We start from the raw sequence: 23017 nt of genomic DNA, 5'->3' as shown, positions 1-23017 counted from the left end.
GCCGGCCGGTCCTCTCAAGGACAAGGCTGGGCAATCGCCGGGGCGGGCATCGGTTCGGCGACGCGACGCGCGAAGCGACGCAGGCACGCGGATCCGACCGGCGGCTCGGGATACCACGGCACCCACGCAACCCGCCGGGCGAGGCGCTCGCGGACTTCCGCCAGATACGGCGCTTCACGAACGCCGCGCTCACGAAGGACCGGATCGCTGATCGCTCCGCCGGCGAAACTCTGATTGACGACCCACGCAAATGGCTCGATGCCGGCTCTCCGGAGGTCCTCCTGCAACTGGGCCGCCTCGTGGACCGGGGTCGCCTCGGGCAAGGTGACGAGGAGCACCCTGGTGAACTGCGGATCGCGCAGGCGCGGGAGCAGGTGGCGCACCGCATCGGGCACGGCGGCGTGCGTGCGGGACACCTCGCGGTGGTAGGCTTCGGCGGCGTCGAGCAGCAGGAGCGTATGTCCCGTGGGGGCGGTATCCAGAACCACGAAGCCGTGTTCCCCCTCACCAACGGATCTGGCGAACGCACGAAACACGGCGATTTCCTCGGTGCAGGGCGAGCGGAGATCTTCCTCGAGCAGATCGCGCCCACGCGCATCAAGGCGAGGGGCCGCGGCAGCGATCACTTCGTCGGAATACGCCTTCGTCTCCGCGGCCGGATCGATGCGAGACACGCGAAGGCCGGGAAGAGCGTCACCGATCGTGTCCGCCACGTGGGCGGCGGGATCGGTCGTGCTCAGCAGGACCTCGTGACCTCGCGCGGCCAGCTCCACGGCGATCGCCGCGGCCGTCGTCGTCTTCCCGACACCCCCCTTGCCCATCGTGAGCACCACGCCGCGCCCGTCACGCTCGATGTCGTCAACCAGGACGCTGATCGGACCCGGGAGGTCCACCGGCACCTCCGGCGAGCCGATGCCTGCGGCTCCGTCGACAGGCGCCCTGAACACGCGCCGCAGTCCGTCGAGGCCGATGGGCGCCCATGACAACAGGGGCACGTCCGTCCTGGGCAGCGCGGCAAGCCGTTCCGGGAGTTCGAGCAGCGCGCCCCGGCCACGAGCCTCCAGCGCCCGAGCGACAAAATCGTCAGGGTCGTGGGCCGTGAAGACGCCATTGACGACAAGGCGCTGGTGAGCGACGCCGAGGTCCTTCAGCTCGCCGCTCGTTCGCATCGCTTCGGCCAGAGCCGACGCCTCCGGCCGGGTCACCAGAACGATGGTCGTGACGTCGGGGTTCGACAGGGCCGCGAGGCTTTCACGGTAAAGGGTGATCCTTCCCTGAAGGCCCGCCAGCGGCCCAAGGCACGACGTGCCGGTGGTATTCGTGTCGATGAATCCCGTCCAGGCGGCCGGCAGCTTCAGCAGGCGCAGCGTGTGACCCGTTGGCGCCGTGTCGAAGATGACGTGGTGGAAATCCGCGGTGGTCTTCGCGTCGGCGAGCAACGTGGTGAACTCGTCGAACGCGGCGATCTCCACGGTGCACGCGCCCGAGAGCTGCTCGTCGATTCGCGCGACGGCAGAGGCGGGCAGGAGGGCGCGGTACGGGCCCACGACGCGCTCGCGATAGTCGTGCGCGGCCGTTTCGGGGTCGATATTGAGCGCCGAGAGCCGTGCCACGCCCGGCACCTCCGTCGGACGGGTCGAGAGCCGGACCCCAAGCACTTCATCCAGGTTTGAAGCGGGATCGGTGGAGACCAGGAGCACGCGCCGGCCGCCGTCGGCAAGCGCCACGGCCGTCGCGCAGGCAAGCGACGTCTTGCCGACGCCACCCTTCCCGGTGAAAAACATCACGCGCGTCGCAGTGAACGGGAGGAGCGCCATCAGCAGCAGCCGGAGCCGGGTGTGCAGCATCCGCCCGACGACACTCGAACCAGCGGCTTCGTGCGTGAGGCCGACGGCGTCAGTCCAGACAAGCGTGCCAGTTCGTCTCTGCGTGGATAGGTCCCGCGTCCGACGATTTCGCCATTGACGAGCACGAGCGGGAGACACGCGTCCCCGTCGCGTTGCAGCGCCTGCTGCACGAGGGGATTGGTTACGAACGCCTGCGGCTCCTGGGCGAGGTTGTGGCGCGTCACGCTCACGCCTTGAGACGTCAGCCAGTCCACGTCCGCGGCAAACGCAGCGAGCAGCGGATCGACCTCGGGTCCACAGACGCCGCTCGAGCAACACATCGGAGGGTCAAAAACATCGATCCGGGTCATCTCTGAATTCCTCACACCGCCTTGAGCAGTGCCTTGAGCCGTTTCAACGCGGACGGGACGATGCAGTAGCTGACGCGCGGGCCGCTCTCGTTGGCCCGGATCAGGCCGACGCTTCGGAGGATGCGGAGATGCTCCGACACCGTGGATTGCGCGAGCGGCAGCTCATCGACGATGTGGCTGCACATCCGGGCTTCCTTCTTCGAGAGCATCCGGAGGATTCGCACGCGCGTGGGATGCGCGATCGCCTTGGCGAACGCGGCCAGTTCCTCATCGGCGGCGGGGCCCTCCAGCGCAGCCGGGAGCAGATCGACTGCCCGGAGATCCTCCGGCGGGCAGCAAGCGTCGGCGGCGGGGCGGGCAGGGTTGCCGGGGACCGTTTTCGGTGTCATCGTTTATCGACGATTAACGATAGCACCGCGATGCGCTCGGCGTCAACAACCGAAGCGCGACACGCCAATGGCCGTATTGCGCGGACGATCGCCAGCGGCTGGTGATCAACAGACTGCTCGAGGGCTCCGAAGGCAACCTGACGACGTCGAAGTGCGCGGCGCTGACGGGCAGCTCGCAGGATACGGCGCTGCGGGACATCCAGCAGCTCGTCGAACGTGGCGTCCTCGTTCGCAGCGCGGTGGTGCTCCGCCCGCGGGTTGTCTACGGCTTGACGAGAATCGCGCGCGCGTAGAGCAGCTCGAAGCCGCGGCGCATCACGTTGTCTTGAGACCGCGTGCCCGGCGCCGTGGTGACGACGGCGAGCGTGCAGCCCGCGGCGCGCGCGTCGGCGAGACGGCGGTGCAGGAGCGCCTTCTGGACGCCGCGGCCTCTTGCACGGGGCAGCGTGCCCGCCCCGGCGATCTGTGCGAGATCCCCGTCGATCCGCATCGCCGCTTGGCCGACCGCCTCCCCCTCCATCCGCGCGAGGTAGCGGATGAAGCCGGGCACGCCCATCATCTGCTCGAGGACTGCCCTCAAGCGCTCGCGCGGCAGGGCGTCCGGTGGCACGCTGCCAGTGCCGTCGAGATTCATGAACGCGTCCACGGCGATATCGATCCACGTGGGGCACTCGCCGGCCGTGACGATTTCGACCGCGACGGCGCTGATGTCCGGGCCAGGCAGCGTGCGATCGAGGGGCAGGCCCAGCACGTTCTCGAAGCCGTGCAGCCGGTAGCCGCGATCCGTCAGCGCCGACCCGAGCGAGGGATCCGCGAGGACGGACATCTCGATGCGGAGCGGCTCGCCGCGATCGCGCCATTCGCGCTCGATCCGCGCGAGCGCCGCAAGGTCCAGGTCGGCGTCGAGCCCGAGGCCGATCACTTTGTTCACCGGCGACAAGGGGGCGACATAGACGGCGTGCCCGCCGCTGATCGGCAGAACGAGCGGCGCCGGCTCCGGTCTGCCGGCGCCGATCGACCCCGCGATGTGCGCGCACATGCGCGCCTCGGCGCGATCGATCCGGGCGGCGAGCGCCGCGTCGGCGAACATGACGCCAGATACTATGCGACTTCCGCCGGCGTGGCGTGTCCGGCATATATGATGGCGCGCCGTGCTAGTGACCGCCCGTTCCGCGCCACCTACACTTGACTCATGGCCACACACCCACATCTCCCGACCGGGGCCGTCAGCCAGACGTCCTCCAGCGATCCTCACAGCCACACGTCGCGGGCGTATGCCGCGTCGTCTCCATCGGCCGGGCTCGCGCCCTTCTCGGTCGACCGTCGCGCCGTCGGTCCGACCGACGTCAAGATCCGGATCCTCTACTGCGGCGTGTGTCACTCCGACCTGCATCAGGTGCGCAACGAGTGGCAGAACACGATGCCGACGCAATACCCCTGCGTGCCCGGGCATGAAATCGTCGGCCGGGTCGAAGCGGTGGGCCGGGATGTCACGCGCTTCCGTGAAGGGGACCTCGGGGGGGTCGGCTGCCTCGTGGGCTCGTGCGGAGCGTGCCCGAGTTGTCGCGAGGGCCTGGAGCAGTACTGCGAGAACACGATGACCCTCACGTATAACAGCCCGGACCCGCATACCGGCGGCGTCACGTACGGCGGGTACTCCGAGACGATCGTCGTCGACGAGGCGTTCGCGCTGCGCGTTCCCAACCGACTCGATCTGGCGGCGACGGCGCCGCTGCTCTGCGCCGGCATCACGACGTACTCGCCGCTGCGCCACTGGCGCGTCGGCCCAGGGCAGAAGGTCGGCATCGTCGGGCTCGGCGGGCTCGGACACATGGGCGTGAAGTTCGCCCATGCCTTTGGCGCGCGCGTCATCCTGTTCACGTCGTCGCCCGGCAAGCGCCCGGACGGCCTCCGCCTTGGAGCGGACGAGGTCGTCCTGTCCAGGAGCGCCGATGGCCTCGCGGCGCACGCCAACAGCTTCGACTTCATTCTCGACACGGTGTCGGCGCCTCACGACGTGAACGCGTATATCGGGTTGCTGAAGCGCGACGGCGTCCTCACGATGGTCGGCGCGCCGGAGGCGCCGCTGCCGACGGCGATCGCCGGGCTGCTGTTCAAGCGAAGGCGGTTTGCGGGCTCGCTGATCGGCGGCATCCGCGAAACGCAGGAGATGCTCGACTTCTGCGGCGAGCACGGCATCACCGCCGATGTGGAGACGATCGCGATTCAGCAGATCAACGACGCCTTCGACCGGCTCCAGAAGAGCGATGTGAAGTACCGCTTCGTCATCGACATGGCCTCGCTTGCCTCGACGGCGTAGGCGCGCGCGGTGCTAGCATTGTCCTGATCGAGGGGACATCCGACGAATGGTGACTCGCTTCCGGCTCTCACGGCTCACCGCGGCTCGGCTGCAGGAGCGATCCGTGTCGCCGGAGGCGGTACTGCGACGCGCCGGACTGCCGCCGGCGCTCTTCCTGGAAGAGAAGTGCTTCCTCACGACCGAGCAGTTGTTTGCGTTCTGGCGCGCGGTCGCCGACCTCAGCGGCGATCCCGCGATCGGGCTCGCGCTCGGGAGCGAGGATCGCGTTGAGCGGCTCGACCTCGTCGCGCTGGCTGCGCTCTCCGCCTCGTCGTTTCGCGATGCGGTGGCGCGCGCGGCGCGCTACAAGCAGCTGTGCTGCCCGGAAGAGATTCACGTGAAGATCCGGGGCGGCGAGTGCGCCGTACGCTTTCGCTGGTTGCTCGCGGAAGATGTCGAGCCCTGGGCGCTGACCGACCTGTGTTTTGCGTGGATCGCCACGTTGGCGGCCAGGGGAACCGGTGGCGCCGTTCGGCCGCATCGTGTGGAGCTGAAGCGCGCCGCGCGGAATCGCCAACTGTACGAGTCGCATTTCGGCTGCCGCGTGCGGTTCAACGCTCCCGACAACGCGCTGATCTTTCGGGCCTCGGATCTCGATCGTCCGTTCCTGACGCACAACGCCGACCTGCTCGGTATTCTCGCGCCGCAGCTGGATGCCGAGCTGGCCGATCGGAATGCGAGGCAGGACGCCCACGAGCAGGTGAGGGGCGCGCTCCGGCGACTGCTCGCCAGCGGGCGGCCGGGGCTCCGGAGCGTCGCCCGCGAGCTCGGGTCGAGCGCCCGCACGTTGCAGCGGCGGCTTGGCCACCTCGGCGTCAGCTACCAGCAGGTACTCGAAGAGGCCCGCCGCGACATGGCGACCCAGTATCTGATGCAACCCGCGCTCGAACTGTCGGATATCGCCTATCTTCTCGGCTACGAGGACGCGAATTCGTTCTTCCGCGCGTTTCGTCGATGGGAGGGCGTGTCACCCGGTCGCTGGCGCGACGGGCAGCGCAGTCGATCGACGCGTGCGTTGCCTCTTGGCGGTCGCAGGCAGGCCTCCGCGATCGAACAACGGGTGGAGCCCTGCCGGACGGTGTCAGCCCGGAGCACTCGCGCCGGCTAGAGGGAGCGGCCGATGTCTCAGAGCGTTCACACGTACAACAAGGATGGCTGACGGTGGACTCGCATTCTCAACGGCCATCCTTGATGTGAAGAAGGAGCCACGATCGCGGCCCGAGTGACCAGGCAACATACCGGACGTTCGCTCCGTCCAATCAGGATCGGAGAACACCGACATGGCCTCCTTGCTCCTCGATCTCCGCCACGCCGTCCGGGTGCTCGTCAGGAACCCCGGCGTCACCCTCGTCGCGATCTTCACGCTGGCGCTGGGCATCGGCGCCACGACGGCCGTCTTCAGCGTCGTCCATGGTGTGCTGCTGCGTCCGCTGCCCTACCCCGCACCGGATCGGCTGATGGCCATCTGGGAAGTCAACGACCGCGGCACGTACTCGCGCCTCGCCGACCCGAATTTCAACGACTTCCGCGATCGCAATCGGACGTTCGGCGCGATGGCGAAGTACGCCGCCGGGATGGTGTCGGTTGTCGGTGCGGGCGAGCCGACGCGCGAGACGATCGCGCAGGTGACCAGGGACTTCTTCAAGATCCTGGGGGTCCAGCCCTCGCTCGGCCGCTCCTTCAGTGCAGACGATGCCCGCCTCGGCGCCGCGCCGGCCGTCATCGTAAGCCACCAGTACTGGGCGCAGTCGCTCGGGTCGGCGGCATCCCTGTCGGCCTTCCGCCTCCGCATCCAAGGTCTCGTGTATCAGGTGGTGGGCGTCATGCCCGCCGGCTTCCAGTTTCCCGCCCGCGCTGACCTGTGGGTACCGGCCGAACTCGACGCGGAGAATACGAGCCGGACGTCGCACAACTACCTCGCCATTGGCCGGCTCCGGGAGGGCATGAGCGTTGCGCAGGCGACCGCCGACCTCAGCGCGATCGCCAGGGACATCGTGCGCCAATCTCCTGAGCAAGGGAGCTATCTTCTGACCGACGCGGCGACCGTGCCCCTGCAGACCTCGCTCACGGGTCGCGTCAGCTCGACGTTGTATATCCTCCTCAGCGCCGTCTTCTTCCTCCTGCTCGTCGCCTGCGCGAACGTGACGAACCTTCTCCTCGCGCAGGCCGCCGCGCGTCAGCGCGAGATCGCCATTCGCCACGCGCTCGGCGCGGGACCCGGGCGGCTGGTCCGCCAGTTCGTCGCCGAGGCCCTGGTGCTCCTAACGGCGAGCAGCCTGATGGGCCTCGTGATTGCCTCGCTTGGGACGAGCGCCTTAATCTCGCTCGCCCCAGCCAACCTGCCGCGGCTGGACGACGTGTCGATGAACCGAGCGGTGCTGGCCTTCGCGATGGGCCTCTCGGCGCTGGTCGCCGTCGCGCTCGGCCTCGTCACGGCCGCGCGGGCGGCCCGGCGCGAACCCCGCGCGATCCTTGTCGACGCGCGAGGCCAGGCGGGCGGCGCGAGTCCGCGCGCCGGACGGATCATCGTGGCAGCACAGGTGGCGATCACCCTCGTGCTGCTCATCGGCGCAGCCCTCCTCGGCCGCAGCTTCATGCGCGTGCTGGCGGTGGATCCGGGATTCCAGACCCAGGGACTCGTCGCGATGGATCTGGCGGTGCCCCATTCGGACGATCCGTCGGCCAGGACACGGCTGTCCCCGTTCTATGCCGACGTCCTCGACCGGCTGCTCGCGATTCCGGGCGTCGAGGACGTGGCCGCGGCCAGCGCGGTGCCCATGGACGGCGGCCTGCCCGACGGTCTCTTCGCGGTGATTTCGCCGGAGGACGCACCAAGGGCGATGGACGAGCTCCGGGTCCTCTTCCAGCGGAAAGACAGGCTTGGCACGGCCGACTACTGTGCCGTGTCGCAGGCGTATTTTCGCGCGCTCGGGATTCCCCTCGTTCGCGGCCGTGTGTTCGACGATCGCGACGCGCCGGCCGCGCCGCACGTGGCCGTGATCAGCGAGTCGCTCGCCCGGTCCCGGTGGCCGGGCGCCGATCCGATCGGCCGCACGATCGAGTTCGGCAACATGGACGGCGACCTGCGGCCGCTCACGATCGTGGGCGTCGTGGGTGATACGCATGAGTACGGCCCCGAGCAGCCGCCACGCCCGACGGTGTACGTCGATCTGCTGCAGCGGCCGGGGTTCTCGGCGACGGTGGTGATCCGATCGGGCGCCGATCTGCGCGCGACCATCGCCGCGGCGCGCGGCGTCCTGAGGGAGGTGGCGCCTGACGTCCCGCCGCGCTTCCGCACCTTCGCGCAGATCTATTCGGCGGCGCTCGGCGCGCGGTACTTCAACCTGACGCTCGTCGCCGCGTTTGCGGGAACGGCGCTGGCTCTCGCGGTGGCCGGCATCTACGGCGTGATGGCTTACAGCGTCACGCGGCGCCGGCGGGAGATTGGCGTGCGGGTCGCGCTGGGCGCCAGCCCCGGCGACGTGCGCCGGATGATCCTCGGGCAGGGCCTGGCGACGACGGCGGCCGGCGTCGCGGCCGGTCTCCTGGGGGCCCTCGGCCTGACCCGAACGCTCGAGAGCCTGCTCTTCGGCGTCACGCCGACCGATCCCCCGACCTTTGCCGTCACGATCACGGCCCTCGCCGCCGTCGCGGCGCTGGCCTGTTACGTGCCGGCGCGCCGCGCGACGCGCGCAGATCCCGTGGAGGCGCTGCGCCGGGAATAGGGATTCCTGCTTACTTGAACTGCATCCAGTGAGATCCTTCACTCGGGTGGCGGCTGGCTCCACGTTTCCGTATCCAAGAAGTCACGGACCTTCCGCGCCAGGGTTTCGGGCGTGAACGGTTTCGGAAGGAAGGCTACGCCGGTGCGCAAGACGCCGTGATGGACAATGGCGTCTTCAGTGTAGCCCGACATATAGAGCACCTTGAGGTCCGGACGGACGCGCGTCAGCCGCTCCGCGAGTGCGGCGCCGCTCATACCTGGCATCACGACATCGGTGAGCACGAGCGCGATGCGCCGGCCGTGGTCGGTGTAGGTGAGGAGGGCCTCGCGGGGGTTTCTGGCAACGATGACGGTGTAGCCTTGCTGCTCCAGTGCTCGCCGAGCCAGATCGCGTACATGGTCGTCGTCCTCCACGAGCAAGATCGTCTCGGCGCCCGCCGTTGAGACGAGCTCGCGTCGGGGCGCTTCGGTCGCGGGCGCGAGCGCTTCCACGCGCGGCAGATCGATGAGAAACGTCGTGCCTGTCCCAGGCGTGCTCTCCACGGAGATAAACCCGCCGCTTTGCTTGACGATCCCGTACACCGTCGACAGTCCCAGGCCGGTACCCTGGCCCGAGGCCTTCGTCGTGTAGAAGGGTTCGAAGAGGTGCGCCTGGACCTCGGGCGTCATCCCGTGCCCGGTATCGTTGATCCGCAGACGCACGTAGCGTCCGGGCACGACCCAACTGTTGGCACGCGCCGCGGCCTCACCCACATCGACGTGGGCCGTCGCGATCGTCAGCGTGCCGCCGTGGGGCATCGCGTCACGCGCGTTGACCGCCAGGTTCACGATGACCTGGTCGATCTGCGTTGGGTCGGCGTGCACACGTCCTAACGCAGGCTCGAGCTGCAGGACGACGGCGATGTTCTCGCCGATCAGCCGCCGTAACAGGCGCTCCTGGTTCAGCACCGCGAGGTTCAGGTCCAGGAGCGCCGGTTGCAGGATTTGTTTGCGGCTGAACGCCAGCAGCTGGCGAGTCAGCGCGGCACCGCTCGCCGCCGCCCGTCGGATTTCACGCATGTCGGACGCACGCGGGTCGTCCTCGCTCAGGCCTGCGAGCAACAGGTCGGTATAGCCGAAGATGGCCGTCAGCAGGTTGTTGAAATCGTGCGCGATGCCGCCTGCCAGTCGCCCGATACCTTCCAGCTTCTGTGCCTGCCGCAGCTGCTCTTCGAGCCGCTTGCGCTCGGTCACGTCGCGCAGAATCGCCGTGAAAACGGTCTGCTTGTCGTGGACGAGCCTGGATATCGAGGCCTCGGCCGGGAACTCGCTCCCATCCTTGCGTCGGCCGAGAATCTCCCGCCGCTCCCCCATGAGGCGGGCCGTGTCCGGCGACTGGGCGAAGTGCTTGACGTGCTCGGCGTGCGCGGCCACGACTCGAGCCGGCAACAACAGATGCAGCGGCTGCCCCAGCGCTTCCGGAGCGGTGTAGCCGAATATGCGCTCGGCACCCTGATTAAACAGCGTGATGTGCTGCCGCTCGTCAACGGTGATAATGGCGTCCTGCGCAATCTCAACGATGCCGCTCAGCCGCCCCTCGGAGGCCCGCAGCGCTGCATTGGCGACGCCCAGTTCCGCCGTGCGCTCGCGCACGCGCTGCTCAAGGGTGTCGTTCAGTCCATGCAGAAGATGCTCCGCGTCTCGGCGCTCCGACACGACTGCGCCAATGGCCAGCGCCATCATGCCCACGGCGCCCATGAACGCCTGCAGGAGGAGCAGCGATTCGTTATGGGACGCCCTCGCGAAGGGTCCGAAACCATGCAGCGTGCCCCAGATCGCGATCGCCGACAGCGCAAGCGTGCCGGTCGCGGCCTCCCGCGGGCCAAAGCGAACGGCCGCCCAGATCAGCGGAGGAATGCAGAGGAATTCCAGCGGATAATTCTTCGTCGTGAAAGGCGACCAGCCGGCAAAGACGACCAAGGCGCCGAATATCAGCGTCGCCAGCACGGCCGCCGCTTCGAGCGCCTGGCGACGACCCCCCGCAAGCCAAGGAGGGGTGCTCCAGAGAACCAGGACGGGCGTCACGACCACCGCCGCAACGGCATCACCGACCCACCATGTGAGCCAGATCCCGCGGTAGTCGCGCCAATCTGCCGCCCCGCTCACCGACAGGCTGGCCGGACCGAGCGTGGCACTCACGACCGTGCTGGCCAGCGCCGCAAACAGGCAGAACCTCAGAACACCCTCGGCTCGCCTGAAGGCGTGGCGGCCATTGGCGAACCTGTTCACGAGCGCTGCGCCGATCAGCGCTTCTAAAGTGTTCCCCACGGCAATGGCGCCCGAGGTGGCCACCGTGCCCGCCGTGGTGACGTTCACCAAGAACGCCCCGAGCAAGATCCCTGGCCAGGCACGCAGACCCAGCAGGAGCAATGCGGCGAGCGCAATGCCGGTCGGAGGCCACACGGCCGTCGCGCTCGCGTGGACAAACGCCAGCTTCAAACCCAGCTTGCCCGCGGCAAAATACACCGCGCCAAGCGCGCTCCACACGGCGATGTCCCGATGGATGCGTCGCCCGATCACCGGCCAGCCACAGAGAGCTGTTTCACCAAATCTCCGCTAGGTCTTGGCGCGCACAGGAACTCACGATAGACGAGATTATCGACCTCATACCGATCACGGTGCGAGAGAATTTTTCCGCGCGCGGCCACCGACGTCGGCAGATTCGCAAGCGAGCGGCAACGAGCTCAGCTTCACGGCCTCGACAAATTGATCAGGTGTCAAGCCGCGATTGATGCCGTCGATCGTCTGCTCCCACATTCGCGCGGCAAGGTCCTCCGCCGCGGAGCGACCGTCCGCGCACGACGGGGATTCCGGGCACGGCCGAAGCTCGATAGGTTCACGCGCGGGAACGCTTGGACGGAGGCAGCTCGAGCTCGGCCCCCGGGATCCGTTGACAGCGAAGGCTCTGTTGTGGTCCTTTACTTGGTATTAGAAAGTATTTGTGTATACCAAGTCATGGCGGACACGTGCCGGGCGGCGGCGATGGCAGGGAAGGACCGATGAACCGCCGGGCACCGGGCCGGAGGCGCTGGTGTCTGGTCGCGCTGCGAATCATGTGCAGGTGGCCGACGTCGCTGTTCGCTCTACGCATTTATGACGGATCCGCTGCGTGTGGCGCATCAGGGAGCGGACGCCGCCAGGTCCGTGCTGCCGGCGGCGTTCAACTGGCCGGTGTTTCTCGTCGCACTGACGCTGATGGCGGTGCCGGTTGCGCAGATCGGTTTCAGGGCGTTCGTCCGCACGGTAAGGTTAAGAGCTGAGAGCGCATAACCGGAGGACCCGTGTCGAAGAGTCGGACCCACACCTTGCTCGCGCTGATCGTCGTGGCCGTCGGCCTGCTGCTCGCGGCGATTCTGGGGCTTTTTGCGTACATGAGCGTCACTGCGACGCCCCTGCACCCGGACCCGCAGAGCGTGCCATCCGTTACCCATTCGGCCCCATCGCGGAAATGGGCCGACGCGGTGGAACGCGGGCGACAAATCATGCGCGCGGGCCTCACCGAGCAGAACCTGCCGGGGCTTTCGGTGGCGGTCGGTGCAGATGGCGACATCGTGTGGGCGGAAGGCTTCGGCTGGGCGGATCTCGAGAACCGGGTGCCTGTCACGCCGAATCTTCGGTTCAGGATCGGCACCGCCTCCAAGGCGCTCACGTCGGCCGCGGTCGGACTGCTGCTGGAGAAGGACCGGCTGAAGCTCGACGAGGTGATTCAGACGTACGTGCGTGCGTTCCCGGAGAAACAGTGGCCCGTCACACTGCGCCAGTTGATGGGGCATCTGGCCGGCGTCAGGAACGACGCCGGTGACGAGGAGCCGCTGTCGGTGCGCTGCGAGCGGACGGTCGAAGGGCTGCAGCGCTTTGCGGAGCGCCGGTTGCTGTTCGAGCCGGGGACCCAATACCGCTATTCGAGCTACGGCTGGATCCTGGTGAGCGCGGCCGTCGAGGCCGCCGCGGACAAGCCGTTCTTCTCGTTCATGCGGAAGCAGATCTTCGAGCCGCTGGGCATGGACGACACGAGTGCCGACTCGGCGACCGAGCCGCTCCTGGATCGGGCCACTTTCTACTTCCCGAGGTTCGCGGCGGATCCCCGCTACGGCCCGCAGGCGCCGCGCGAGGTCGACTATTCCTGCTTCGCGGGATCCGGCGCGTTCCTGTCCACCCCGGCCGACCTGGTGCGCTTCGGCATGGCGATCAACAGCGGCAAGCTGCTGCAACCCGCCACGGTCCGATTGCTCCAGGCGCCGCAGCGACTGGCCTCGGGGCAGGAGACGGGTTACGGTCTTGGCTGGGACCTCGAAACCGTCGCGCTCGCGGGCGAACACACGCGCCTGACCGGCCACGACGGGGAGTTGATGGGCGGGATGGTGGCGTCTTTCATGACGTTTCCCGAACGTGGAATCGTCGTGGCCGTGACGTCGAACATCTCGTTCGCCAACACCTCGTCTCTTGCGTTGAGCATCGCGCAGGCCTTCGCGGAACAGGCGAGAAGCCCAGCCCGCAAGTGATGCGCCGAACGCGGTGGCGAATGGCTGGGTGTCAAGGACGGAGTCCGCTGGGTGGTGGTGCGACTTCGACGGTAGCCGGCTTCCGCTTTCAGAAAACCTCGAACTGTGCTGGCCTGCCGGCACAGCGGGTGTTTGACGGGCTCTCCTCGGTCTCATACACTCGCGCTTGTGCATCGCGTAGCGACAATCCTGCTCGGATTGGTCCTGGCCTCGACCTCTGGCCACGTCTCTGCGCTGCACGTCCACGTGTACACCGATCACGATCATCCCGAGCACCACCACGGGCTCGCCGCGCACGAGCATCATCTTTCGGCACCTCATCACGAGGAGAGCGATGGAGTGGCGCACCTTGAATCCTGCGGCCCCGGCCTGCATGCGGTGTCGATCGCAATGGGCTGTGCCCCATTACCGCACGTCGATTCGCTAGACGCGCAGTGCGCCAACCCCGGTGTTGTCGAGCCGCTGGTTCCGCTTCGCTCCGTCGAACCCTTCACGGATGTTCGGGCCCACGGTCCGCCGCCTCGCACAGGCGCCCCCCCTCGCGCCCCGCCTCTCGCCTTCCGCGCCTGATCACTTGACCGGCATGCCGCCGGTCGTCCGTCAGTTCGAGTAAATCGAGGACCGTCTTATGCCGACCCGAGCCCAGGTCTGTACCTGGATCGCTGGATTCGGCCTGGTCGTCGTGCCGTCGTTGGCGCAGGCCCAGGATCGAACCGAGCGCGAAGTTGTGGAGTTGATCGTGCGCGATGGGCCCCGGGCGCGGGCGATCCGCGCGGATTCGGAGGTCACCCGGCGCGAGCAACGTGCGCGGCTCTCGTACCCGAATCCCGCGGTGACGTACAGCCGAGAGGGCGCCGGCTTCACAGAGTTCCTTCAGGCCGAGCAGTCGCTCCCGATCTTCGGTGCTCGCGCGGCCCTGTCCCGAGCCGGTGTTGCGGCCACGGCGGCCGCCGAGGCAGAGCGGGATGCGCGGCTCTGGGTCCTTCGTTCGGAAGCCGCGACCGCCGCCGCCCAGCTCGTCGCCGAACAGGCGCGGCTCGAATTGGCTCAGGGACACGTGCGCGAAGTGGAACGGCTGATCGAGATCCTCCGCACGCGCGAGCGTGAAGGGGAGGGCTCTCGCTTCGATCGCCTGCGCGCGGAGCAGGAGCTCCGTGACGCGCGCCAGATCGCCACGACGGCAGCGGTCTCAGTCGTCGAAGCGCGCGCGGCGCTTTCCGCCTTACTGCCGCGCGACATCGCGCTGACGAGAATCGCCGGCGGCTTCGACCCACAGCGGACACCCGCGACCGCAGGCGCGCTGATCGCAAGGGCGACCTCGACGCGGGCAGAACTTCGGGCCCTTCGGCAATTGAGCGAGCGCGCAACGCACGAAGCCGAGGCGGCTCGCCGCGCGAGACTTCCCTCGCCGAACGTGTTCGGGGGCATGAAGCGAGCAGACGACGGGTCGGGACGTGAGACCGGCGCTGTCTTCGGCCTGAGCGTGTCGGTTCCGCTGTTCGATGCGGGCGGACGCGAATCCGCCAGATGGGCGGCCGAACGTGCGCGTGTCGACGCGGAACGGGCGTCCATCGAATACCGCATCCGCAGCGAGATCATCGGTGCTTCAGAGGTGCTCTCGCTGCGCCAGGCGGCGCTCGCCCGGGAACAGCAAGGCGCCGCCGACGAGCTCGTGCAGATCGCCGAGGTCGCCTACCGCGAAGGCGAAGTCGGGATCCTCGAATTGCTCGACGCGGTTCGAACGGCATCACGAGCGCGGATTCGCAGTATCGATTTACGACGTGAGGCGCGCATGGCACAGATCGCCCTGGAACGCGCAGTAGGAGACGCATTGTGGCCCTGAAACGTCTGTGCTCGGTGTTCGTGATCAGCATTGCCGCGGCGGGCTGCGGTCGTTCCGCCACGCCGGCAGCCGCCCCAGAGGAACCCGAGGCGCTCAGTGTGACGCGGTGGACCGACAAGACGGAGCTGTTTGCCGAGTATCCGCCGCTTGTGGTCGGTGGCACATCGCGTTTCGCGATTCACCTCACGCGGCTCGACTCCTTCAAGGCGCTCGCCGAGGGAAACGTCGAAGTGCGCCTGCGAGGCGGCGCTGGCCAGCCGGAGGTATTCCGCGCGGATGCGCCTTCTCGTCCGGGGATCTTCGGAGTGGACGTGAAGCCCGCACAGGCTGGAAAGCGCGAGCTCGTCATCGTGCTGAAGGCCAAGGGGCTCAGCGATGAGCACCGCGCCGGCGAAGTCGATGTGCACCCAGACGTTGAAGCTGCACACGCCGCGGCCGGAGGCGGCGGCGAGAACGCACCGGGCATCAGCTTCCTCAAGGAGCAGCAGTGGAGCCTGGACTTCGGGACCGCAGTGGTGAAGGAACAGGCGGTCCGTGAATCCATTCGTGTCTCTGCGCGACTCGAGGCGAGGCCCGGCGGCGCGGCAGACGTGGTCGCGCCCATTGATGGTCGCCTGACGCGGGTCGTGGAAGTGCCGCTTGGAGCGAGCGTGTCACGCGGCCAGGAGCTCGCGCGAATGCTGCCTCCGCCGTCTCTGCCGGGGGACCTTCCGCAGCTCCAGCGAGCGCGCGCGGAAGCGCAAAGTGCCCTGGCGCTTGCGAGACGCGATCGCGAACGGGCCGAACGTCTGACGACTGCCGGTGCAGCCCCCGAGAAGCGACTGGACGAGGCTCGGTCCGCCGAGGAACAGGCGAAGGCCCGTTTTGCTGCGGCTGAAGCCAGCCTGGCGCAGTACAACGCCGCGCGGGCTGGCGGCGCGGCGGACGCGGAGGGAACGTTCGTCGTTCGGGCCCCGGTCAGCGGCGTGATCGCCCGGCGCGACGCGACGACGGGTGCCAACATCTCCGCGGGAACGGTCTTGTTTCGGGTGGTCGATGCGTCGCAGGTCCACGTGGTGGGGCAGGTTCCCGAAGCGGAGGCGGCGCGCGCCCGGCTCGCGCGCGCGGCCGAGATCGGGATCGCCGGGCAGCCCGACCGCTTACCGGCCGGTCGTCTCATCAGCATTGGGAAGGTGCTTGAGTCTCCAACCCGCACGCTGCCGATGACCTTCGCCCTCGATAACCGGACACTTGGGATCCCTGTCGGTCAAGCCGTCTTCCTGCACCTGTTGATGGACACCACACCGCTGCGGCCTGTCGTTCCGGTGGCGGCAGTCGTGGACGATGCCGGACGTCCGATCGTGTTCGTGCAGCGCGAGGGCGAGACGTTCGAGCGCCGTGCGGTGAGGCTGGGACCGCGAAGCGGCGACGTGGTGCAGATCACGGAAGGCGTGAAGCCGGGCGATCGAGTCGTCACGAAAGGTGCCTATCTCGTGCGGCTCGCGTCGTTGTCAACGTCGGTGCCCGCGCACGGGCATGTGCACTAGTACTCGCTGGGGGCGAGGCTGAAGATGATTGACGGACTCATTCGCTGGTCGCTCAGCCACCGCACGATCGTCGTGGCCCTTGCCGCTGCTTTCCTTGTGTGGGGCGGTTGGACGGCAACGCGGATCCCTTTGGACGTGCTCCCGGATCTCACCGCTCCCACGGTGACCATCCTCGCGGAGGCGCCCGGGATGGATCCGTTGGAGATTGAATCGCTCGTCACCTTCCCCATCGAATCCGCGCTGAACGGTGCGGCGGGCGTGCGGCGCGTCCGTTCCGCCACCGCGGTGGGCGTGGCCGTGGTGTGGGTCGAGTTCGATTGGGGTCGGGACATCAACCGTGCCCGTCAGACCGTCACGGAGAAGCTGACGCTCGTCTCGGGTTCCTTGCCGCCGAACGTCGAGCCGCCATTCCTCGCCCCGGTTTCTTCGATCATGGGCGAGGTGCTGTTCATTGACCTCGAATCGGACCGGCACTCGCCGCTGGAGCTCCGCACCGTCGCGGAAACTGTCGTCCGCCGTCGTCTCCTCGCGGTGCCGGGGGTGTCGCAGGTGATCGCCACTGGCGGCGAGCAGAAACAATACGAGGTCGTGGTCGATCCGGCGCGCCTGGCAGCTCACCAGGTCACCTTGGGGGAAGTTGAAGAAGCGTTGACCGCCGCGAACAGGAACGCGACCGCGGGCTTTCAGGTGGCGCAGGGGCAGGAATACCTCGTACGCGGCGTCGGACGTCTGGGCGACATCGATGCGATTGCGTCGGTCAGCGTGAAGACAGCGGATGCAGCCCCCGTACTCATCCGCGACATCGCAATCGTTCGTGAAGGGGCCGCAATCAGGCGGGGTGAGGGCTCGCACAACGCCAAGCCGGCCGTGATCGTAGGGATCCAGAAACAGCCCGGCGTGAACACGCTGGAATTGACCGGGCGAATCGACACCACCCTGGAAGACGTTCAACGTGCCCTACCACAAGGGATGCAGATCCACCGCGATCTGTTCAGGCAGGCGGACTTCATCGAGCAATCGCTGGATAACCTGTTCACGGCGTTCATCGAGGGTGCCGCCCTCGTCATCCTCGTAGTCGTTGTGTTTCTGATAGACGTGCGAGCCGCGGTCATTACACTGCTGGCACTGCCGTTGTCGCTCGTTGCCGCGGTCATTGCGATGGACCGCTTTGGTCTCACGATCAACAGCATGAGCCTGGGTGGCCTCGCGATCGCCATTGGCGAACTGGTGGACGATGCGATCATCGACGTTGAGAACGTCGTCCGGCGGCTACGTGAGAATGCCGCCAGACCAGAAGCAGAGCGTTTGCCGGTGCTCGAGATCGTGTATCGCGCCAGCACGGAGATCCGGAACTCTGTCGTATTCGCCACCGTCATCGTCGCGCTCGTCTTTCTCCCGCTGTTCATGCTGAGCAGTGTCGAAGGGCGCCTGCTGCGGCCGCTTGGATTTGGGTATGTCGTCGCGTTGACGGCATCCCTCCTCGTGGCGCTCACGGTCACGCCGGCGTTGTGCTCGTGGCTGTTGCCCAACTCCCGCTTGGTTGCGTCAGGGACGGAGCCACGACTGACGCAGCGGCTCAAAGCCGCGTACGAGCGATGGTTGGGTCACGCGTTCAGATATCGGCGAACAGTATTGGCCACTGCTGCAGCGCTGCTGGTTGCTGCGCTCGCCGGCATCTTGGCAGCAGGACGGTCCTTTCTGCCCGGATTCAACGAAGGCGCGTTGACAGTCAGCGCCGTCACCATCCCGGGGACGAGCCTGGCAGACTCGAATGCGCTGGGCAATGGGCTCGAACGCTTGCTGCTGAGCGTTCCGGAGGTCACGTCCACGGCCCGTCGAACCGGACGCGCGGAGCTGGATGAACACGTGCAGGGCGTGGAGTCCGCCGAAATAGACGTCCGCCTCGAGATGAAGGAACGTTCGCGCGAAGCCGTTCTCGAGGAGATGCGGCAAAAGGTGTCGCTGCTCCCGGGCACGAACGTCACGATTGGCCAGCCGATCTCGCATCGCATCGACCACATGCTGTCCGGGACCCGTGCCAATATCGCCGTGAAGATCTTTGGCGACGATCTGCCGACCCTGCGACAGCTGGCCGGCCAGGTACAACGCGAGATGTCGCGCGTCGCCGGAGTCGTCGACCTTGCGACGGAGCAGCAGACCGACATCCCGACGCTGAAGGTCCGGGTCGATCCGGCGGCAGCTGCACGACAGGGACTCGCGACCGGCACTGTCGCCGACGCTCTGCAAACGGCGCGAGTGGGGCGCGCCGTCGGTCAAATCCTCGAGGGGCAAATCGCTTTTCCCCTCGTGGTCCGCTACGCCGTCGATAACTCAGCCGCGCTCGAGTCCATCGGCACCACGCAAATTCAGACGCCGGACCGCAGGCAGATTTCGCTGTCCTCGGTCGCGTCAGTTCAGGAAGACCGCGGACCGAATTTCGTGATGCGCGAAAACGTCCAGCGCCGAATCGTGGTGCACAGCAACGTGTCCGGACGAGACCTCCGCAGCGTGGTCAACGACATCCAGGCGCGCGTCGGACAGAACGTTCGGCTGCCGGAGGGCTTCCGCATCGAATATGGCGGGCAATTCGAGAGCGAGGCGCAGGCCTCGCGTCAGCTGCTCTGGCTCTCGCTGGGTGTCGTGATCGCGATCTTCTTCATTCTGTCCGCAGCATTCGGATCGTCGCGAGACGGGCTCTTGATCATGCTGAACCTCCCGCTCGCGTTGATCGGCGGCGTGCTGGGCGTGTACTTGTCGGGCGGGGTCCTGTCCGTCGCCTCAATCGTTGGATTCATCACGCTCTTCGGGATTGCGACGCGGAACGGCATCATGCTCGTGTCACACATCCGGCATATTCAGGAGCAGGAAGGCGTCACGGACTTTCGAACGGCCGTTGTTCGTGGCGCGACCGAACGCCTCGTGCCGATTCTGATGACGGCACTCGCGGCGGGACTGGCGCTGGTTCCGATCGCGCTGTCCGCCGGGGAGCCCGGCAGCGAGATTCAAGCGCCGATGGCGATGGTCATCATGTTCGGACTCCTCAGTTCGACGGCGCTGAACATGATCGTCGTCCCAATCCTTTACGAACGGTTTGGCCGTCCTGCCGCATCGGCGGCACCGGCATGAATGCTGCGTCGCTCTGTGGCTGAGCGCCTTGATCAGCACTGGTGTTCGCGTCGAACGATCCTGCAGAAACAGCGTGACACCTTAAGAAAAAATCGGCCTATTTTTTCTTCAAGGCCGCGCCGAGGCACGTAAGGTTTCGCCCCAAAGTTGCGATATGGAGGATCGAGCAATGACATCGAGGGATACGACAGGGCACAACGCGGGTGATCCAGGCTCGGTCGAATCGTGGCTGGTCTCGGCAGGACGGGATCGGCGCCCGGGTTCGCCGCTGAATGTGCCGCCGATGCCGGCGTCGAACTTCGTGCTGGGCGAACCTCGTGCGTACTCGCGCGACGACGGCACGCCGGGTTGGGAGGCCTTGGAAGAGATCGTCGGCGGCCTTGAAGGCGGCTCCTCGGTCGCCTTCGCCTCCGGCATGGCGGGAATCGCGGCAATCTTCGATCAACTCCCCGCGGGCTCGGTTGTGGCCCTGCCGGACGACTGCTACCAAGGTGTCGTGGGACTCGCGCAAGCTGGCCAACGGCGCGGCCGGTGGACCGTGCATCGCGTGGCCGTGGCCGACACCGCGGGCTGGGTCGAGATGTGCGGAGTGGCCGACTTGATTTGGCTGGAGTCGCCTTCGAACCCGCTGCTGACTGTGGGCGACCTGGACACCATCTGCGCTGCACCGCGGAAGCGTGGCGCGATTCTCGGCGTGGACAACACCTTCGCGACGCCGCTCAATCAGCGTCCACTGACGCTTGGAGCCGACGTGGCCGTGCAATCGGTGACGAAGTTCATCGGCGGACACTCGGACCTGCTCGGCGGCGTTGTCACCGTGCGCGACGCCAACTTGCTGGCGGCGCTGCGTCAGTCCCGGGAGCTCACGGGCGGAACACCCGGCACCCTCGAGGCGTTTCTCGCGGTGCGTGGAGCGAGAACGCTGGCACTGCGCCTGGAGCGGGCGCAGCACAACGCCATGACACTGGCCGAGCGCCTCGCGCGCCATCCCAGCGTCACGCTGACGCGCTATCCGGGTTTGGCGAGCCACCCGACTCACGAGGCCGCGCGACGCCAACTCAAGGGCTTCGGCACGATCATCTCGTTCGACGTGCGTGGCGATACTCCCGCCGCCGACGCCGTGTGCGCCGGACTGCAGCTCATTCAACACGCCACGAGCCTTGGCGCAGTCGAATCCACCATCGAACGGCGGGCCAGCATTCCTGGGCAGGAGCACCTGCCTCCGACGCTGTTGCGGCTGAGCGTGGGGATCGAGGCCGTCGAGGATCTTTGGACCGATCTGGATCGAGCGCTGCGAGCCGTGCCGGAAGTGTGGTACTGAACGCAGAAGCAGGACATGGCGGCGAGCGATCCTGGGCGCGTCGCCATCCTGCGCCGCACACTGTAGATTGGAGACGTATCCGTTCCCGTCACCTCCAGCTGGATGCGCGTAAAGCCGGCCGCCAGCAGGTCACGCTCAGTGAGCGCCGGATCGGCATAGCTGAATGGGCCACGTTCCATGCACGCGGGGGGATCGTCGGGAAACAGCGCGGCGACGGCGTTCCCCGCCGCGTTCGGGACGGGGTTAAGTTCGAGGCGGTCGAAGCTGACGAGCAAGTAGTGGCCGTTGAGACGAAGAACGCGCCGCGATTCCTGATGCGCGCGGACCTTGTCGGGGAAAAACATCACGCCGAACTGGCACACGACGAGGTCGAAGCGCTCATCCTCGAATGGCAGATCCTGTGCGTCCGCCGGCTGGAAAGACACGCGGTCAGAGCGACGACGAAGCGGTCGAGTTCTCTCAGACTCGTGAAGACGTTTGGGGTCACGCGGATGCCCCGGATTTCGGGCGCACGGGCATTGCCGGCCATCGACTGCACGAGGACGCCGTGCCTGGTTCGAAGCCGTCGCTGTAGTCCGTCTGCGTCGACGCCCGGCACTTCGATCGTGCACAGGCCGACGCTCGCCTCCGGAGCCGCCGACGTGTAGAAGCGCGCATCCGGGAGAACCGCGGCAGCTTGGGCCCGCCAGTACGCAGTCAGATAACGGAGCCGCGCTGCCTTCCGGGCCGCACCCAGCGTCCGGTGCAGCGCAATGGCGGGGAGAACGGCCGGCTCGACGTACGCGGGCACCACGTGAGTGATTTTCGGCACCAACTCATCCGTGCGGTGCCTGAACGCGGCGGGGCCGACGAAGCGATCGAGGTTTGGTTCGAAGCGGCCCAATAGGGATCACCGCTCCCCGCGGCACTGCCTGAACTAGAACGGCGCGATCGGAAAGACGAAGACGAGGGAGAAGGACCAGGGGCTGGCGCGATCGACGAAGCGGACGCCATCGACGAGGCCACCGCTTTTCGCCAGCCCGGTCGCGACGTAGTCCAGGGAGCCCTCCAGTTCGACTCCACGTAGCCAACGCCCTTCAGGGAGCCAGTTGAAGACGGACACGCTCGTGTCGAGCTCCAGATTCAGCTTATGTGTGTACGCGCGACGGTCAGTTGGTCGCTCTGCGGGACTGAACTTGTCGACGACATCGAAATGCGAGCCAAGCCAGCCTTTCGTACGTTCCGCCGGCAGCCACAAAAAATTGGTCTCGAACTCGAGCTCGGGCGTGCTGTCTCGATCGAAGGGCAGGAAGATCGCTTCGATCGTGAACTCGAGCCATGACACGCGCGTCGGCACACCCAGCGAGAGAATCACCTCGAACTCAGTCTCTCGGCGCTCCCTGGTGACGGTGCCGTCGTCGTGAACGATACGCGGTGAACCAAAGACGTTTGTGAACGTGATCGTGGGTTCGATCTTGAACTCAGGCGGACACAGGACACGACACGGCGGTGGCGCCTGTGCCAGCGCTGCGGGTGCGCCGAGCAGAAGTATTCCGACGGCGAGTACTGGTGCCCTCACGCACGTTCCTCATTTCTCGTGAGCTTATTGATGGACACGATGCGACCTGCGCGCATCTCGACCACGTCATCCGCGAGCGCCGCGGCGTCGTCTCTGTCGTGGGTGACATACACCATCGTGACGCCCAGGTCACGCTGGAGTCGGGTGAGTTCCGCGCGCAATGTGGTCCGCAACTCGGGGTCATGTAGGTCCACTTCGAGAGCAGGTCGCGGCCGGCGAGTGTGGCGACGAGCCCACGGCTGCTCCCGAGATACGTCCAGGCGAGAGCCACGATGTCCGGAGGCAGCAGCACGGGCGCGGCGAGCGCGAGCCGTAGAAGGCCTTTCTGAGGCAGGGCAATCCGGGCCAGCGAAAGACCCAAAGGGGCACCAATCGCGGTGGCGAGAAGCGCAGTGCCCACACCGAGAAGCGCCGTGTTGGCGAGCAGCCCTCG

At 67.1% G+C, this 23017-nt stretch carries 18 protein-coding genes; 10 read left to right on the top strand and 8 right to left on the bottom strand.

Going from position 1 to position 23017, the window contains the following annotated elements; translation table 11 throughout:
• Positions 1 to 14: 14 nt before the first annotated feature.
• Genes arsA through HYU53_03170 form a run of 3 tightly spaced genes read right to left on the bottom strand, consistent with a single transcriptional unit; the run spans position 15 to position 2586 of the window.
• Positions 15 to 1784, bottom strand: a complete 1770-nt coding sequence (arsA, locus tag HYU53_03180) for an arsenical pump-driving ATPase (protein ID MBI2220190.1) — start codon at positions 1782 to 1784, stop codon at positions 15 to 17.
• Between the two features lie 32 nt (positions 1785 to 1816).
• Entirely contained in the window at positions 1817 to 2197 is a 381-nt protein-coding gene (arsD, locus tag HYU53_03175; GenBank protein ID MBI2220189.1) for an arsenite efflux transporter metallochaperone ArsD, read from the bottom strand.
• 11 nt (positions 2198 to 2208) lie between these two features.
• Entirely contained in the window at positions 2209 to 2586 is a 378-nt protein-coding gene (locus tag HYU53_03170; protein ID MBI2220188.1) for a winged helix-turn-helix transcriptional regulator, read from the bottom strand.
• A 101-nt stretch (positions 2587 to 2687) separates the two neighbouring features.
• Between HYU53_03170 and HYU53_03165 the strand changes: the two genes are divergently transcribed.
• Complete coding sequence (locus HYU53_03165; GenBank protein MBI2220187.1) at positions 2688 to 2879, top strand: DeoR family transcriptional regulator; 192 nt, start codon at positions 2688 to 2690, stop codon at positions 2877 to 2879.
• On the opposite strand, the gene HYU53_03160 is transcribed toward HYU53_03165, so the two are convergent.
• On the bottom strand, positions 2849 to 3676 hold the full coding sequence (locus HYU53_03160; protein ID MBI2220186.1) for a GNAT family N-acetyltransferase: 828 nt from the start codon (positions 3674 to 3676) through the stop codon (positions 2849 to 2851). The genes HYU53_03165 and HYU53_03160 overlap by 31 nt on opposite strands.
• A gap of 102 nt (positions 3677 to 3778) precedes the next feature.
• Between HYU53_03160 and HYU53_03155 the strand changes: the two genes are divergently transcribed.
• The 3 genes from HYU53_03155 to HYU53_03145 all read left to right on the top strand — a co-directional run bounded on the left by HYU53_03155 (position 3779) and on the right by HYU53_03145 (position 8670).
• Positions 3779 to 4906 carry an NAD(P)-dependent alcohol dehydrogenase gene (locus tag HYU53_03155; GenBank protein ID MBI2220185.1) on the top strand — a complete coding sequence of 376 codons (1128 nt, stop codon included), beginning with the start codon at positions 3779 to 3781 and terminating at the stop codon, positions 4904 to 4906.
• Between the two features lie 46 nt (positions 4907 to 4952).
• A complete protein-coding gene (locus tag HYU53_03150; protein MBI2220184.1) occupies positions 4953 to 6053 on the top strand; it encodes an AraC family transcriptional regulator in 1101 nt (366 codons plus the stop codon).
• Positions 6054 to 6225: 172 nt separating this feature from the next.
• Complete coding sequence (locus HYU53_03145; GenBank protein MBI2220183.1) at positions 6226 to 8670, top strand: ABC transporter permease; 2445 nt, start codon at positions 6226 to 6228, stop codon at positions 8668 to 8670.
• Positions 8671 to 8708: 38 nt separating this feature from the next.
• On the opposite strand, the gene HYU53_03140 is transcribed toward HYU53_03145, so the two are convergent.
• Positions 8709 to 11228, bottom strand: a complete 2520-nt coding sequence (locus HYU53_03140) for an MASE1 domain-containing protein (protein ID MBI2220182.1) — start codon at positions 11226 to 11228, stop codon at positions 8709 to 8711.
• A 591-nt stretch (positions 11229 to 11819) separates the two neighbouring features.
• Here HYU53_03140 and HYU53_03135 point away from each other — a divergent pair.
• From HYU53_03135 to HYU53_03110, 6 genes are all read left to right on the top strand, one after another.
• Positions 11820 to 11978, top strand: a complete 159-nt coding sequence (locus HYU53_03135; protein MBI2220181.1) for a hypothetical protein — start codon at positions 11820 to 11822, stop codon at positions 11976 to 11978.
• Between the two features lie 11 nt (positions 11979 to 11989).
• The gene (locus HYU53_03130; protein ID MBI2220180.1) at positions 11990 to 13210 is read left to right on the top strand and encodes a beta-lactamase family protein; all 1221 of its coding nucleotides are present in this window, start codon (positions 11990 to 11992) and stop codon (positions 13208 to 13210) included.
• 628 nt (positions 13211 to 13838) lie between these two features.
• Complete coding sequence (locus HYU53_03125) at positions 13839 to 15053, top strand: TolC family protein (protein MBI2220179.1); 1215 nt, start codon at positions 13839 to 13841, stop codon at positions 15051 to 15053.
• Positions 15044 to 16579 carry an efflux RND transporter periplasmic adaptor subunit gene (locus tag HYU53_03120; GenBank protein ID MBI2220178.1) on the top strand — a complete coding sequence of 512 codons (1536 nt, stop codon included), beginning with the start codon at positions 15044 to 15046 and terminating at the stop codon, positions 16577 to 16579. The genes HYU53_03125 and HYU53_03120 overlap by 10 nt, the downstream gene beginning before the upstream one ends.
• 24 nt (positions 16580 to 16603) lie before the next feature.
• On the top strand, positions 16604 to 19705 hold the full coding sequence (locus HYU53_03115) for an efflux RND transporter permease subunit (protein MBI2220177.1): 3102 nt from the start codon (positions 16604 to 16606) through the stop codon (positions 19703 to 19705).
• A 169-nt stretch (positions 19706 to 19874) separates the two neighbouring features.
• Positions 19875 to 21026, top strand: coding sequence for a PLP-dependent transferase (locus HYU53_03110; GenBank protein MBI2220176.1), 1152 nt, complete (start codon positions 19875 to 19877; stop codon positions 21024 to 21026).
• Positions 21027 to 21369: 343 nt separating this feature from the next.
• On the opposite strand, the gene HYU53_03105 is transcribed toward HYU53_03110, so the two are convergent.
• The 3 genes from HYU53_03105 to HYU53_03095 form a co-directional block, all read right to left on the bottom strand.
• Positions 21370 to 21909, bottom strand: a complete 540-nt coding sequence (locus HYU53_03105; protein ID MBI2220175.1) for a hypothetical protein — start codon at positions 21907 to 21909, stop codon at positions 21370 to 21372.
• A gap of 33 nt (positions 21910 to 21942) precedes the next feature.
• Positions 21943 to 22380 carry a hypothetical protein gene (locus HYU53_03100; GenBank protein ID MBI2220174.1) on the bottom strand — a complete coding sequence of 146 codons (438 nt, stop codon included), beginning with the start codon at positions 22378 to 22380 and terminating at the stop codon, positions 21943 to 21945.
• Positions 22381 to 22580: 200 nt separating this feature from the next.
• Positions 22581 to 22757: a hypothetical protein gene (locus tag HYU53_03095; protein ID MBI2220173.1), complete on the bottom strand. Its 177-nt coding sequence runs from the start codon at positions 22755 to 22757 to the stop codon at positions 22581 to 22583.
• Between the last annotated feature and the right edge of the window lie 260 nt (positions 22758 to 23017).

It is taken from the genome of Acidobacteriota bacterium (assembly GCA_016184105.1).
Lineage (GTDB): Bacteria > Acidobacteriota > Vicinamibacteria > Vicinamibacterales > 2-12-FULL-66-21 > JACPDI01.
This window is presented reverse-complemented; position numbering and strand designations above follow the sequence as displayed.

Bases quoted from the DNA above. Each gene is read 5' to 3' on its own strand.
- arsA (MBI2220190.1), bottom strand. From the start codon at position 1,784: ATGTTTTTCACCGGGAAGGGTGGCGTCGGCAAGACGTCGCTTGCCTGC.
- arsD (MBI2220189.1), bottom strand. From the start codon at position 2,197: ATGACCCGGATCGATGTTTTTGACCCTCCGATGTGTTGCTCGAGCGGC.
- HYU53_03170 (MBI2220188.1), bottom strand. From the start codon at position 2,586: ATGACACCGAAAACGGTCCCCGGCAACCCTGCCCGCCCCGCCGCCGAC.
- HYU53_03160 (MBI2220186.1), bottom strand. From the start codon at position 3,676: ATGTTCGCCGACGCGGCGCTCGCCGCCCGGATCGATCGCGCCGAGGCG.
- HYU53_03155 (MBI2220185.1), top strand. From the start codon at position 3,779: ATGGCCACACACCCACATCTCCCGACCGGGGCCGTCAGCCAGACGTCC.
- HYU53_03150 (MBI2220184.1), top strand. From the start codon at position 4,953: ATGGTGACTCGCTTCCGGCTCTCACGGCTCACCGCGGCTCGGCTGCAG.
- HYU53_03145 (MBI2220183.1), top strand. From the start codon at position 6,226: ATGGCCTCCTTGCTCCTCGATCTCCGCCACGCCGTCCGGGTGCTCGTC.
- HYU53_03125 (MBI2220179.1), top strand. From the start codon at position 13,839: ATGCCGACCCGAGCCCAGGTCTGTACCTGGATCGCTGGATTCGGCCTG.
- HYU53_03115 (MBI2220177.1), top strand. From the start codon at position 16,604: ATGATTGACGGACTCATTCGCTGGTCGCTCAGCCACCGCACGATCGTC.
- HYU53_03110 (MBI2220176.1), top strand. From the start codon at position 19,875: ATGACATCGAGGGATACGACAGGGCACAACGCGGGTGATCCAGGCTCG.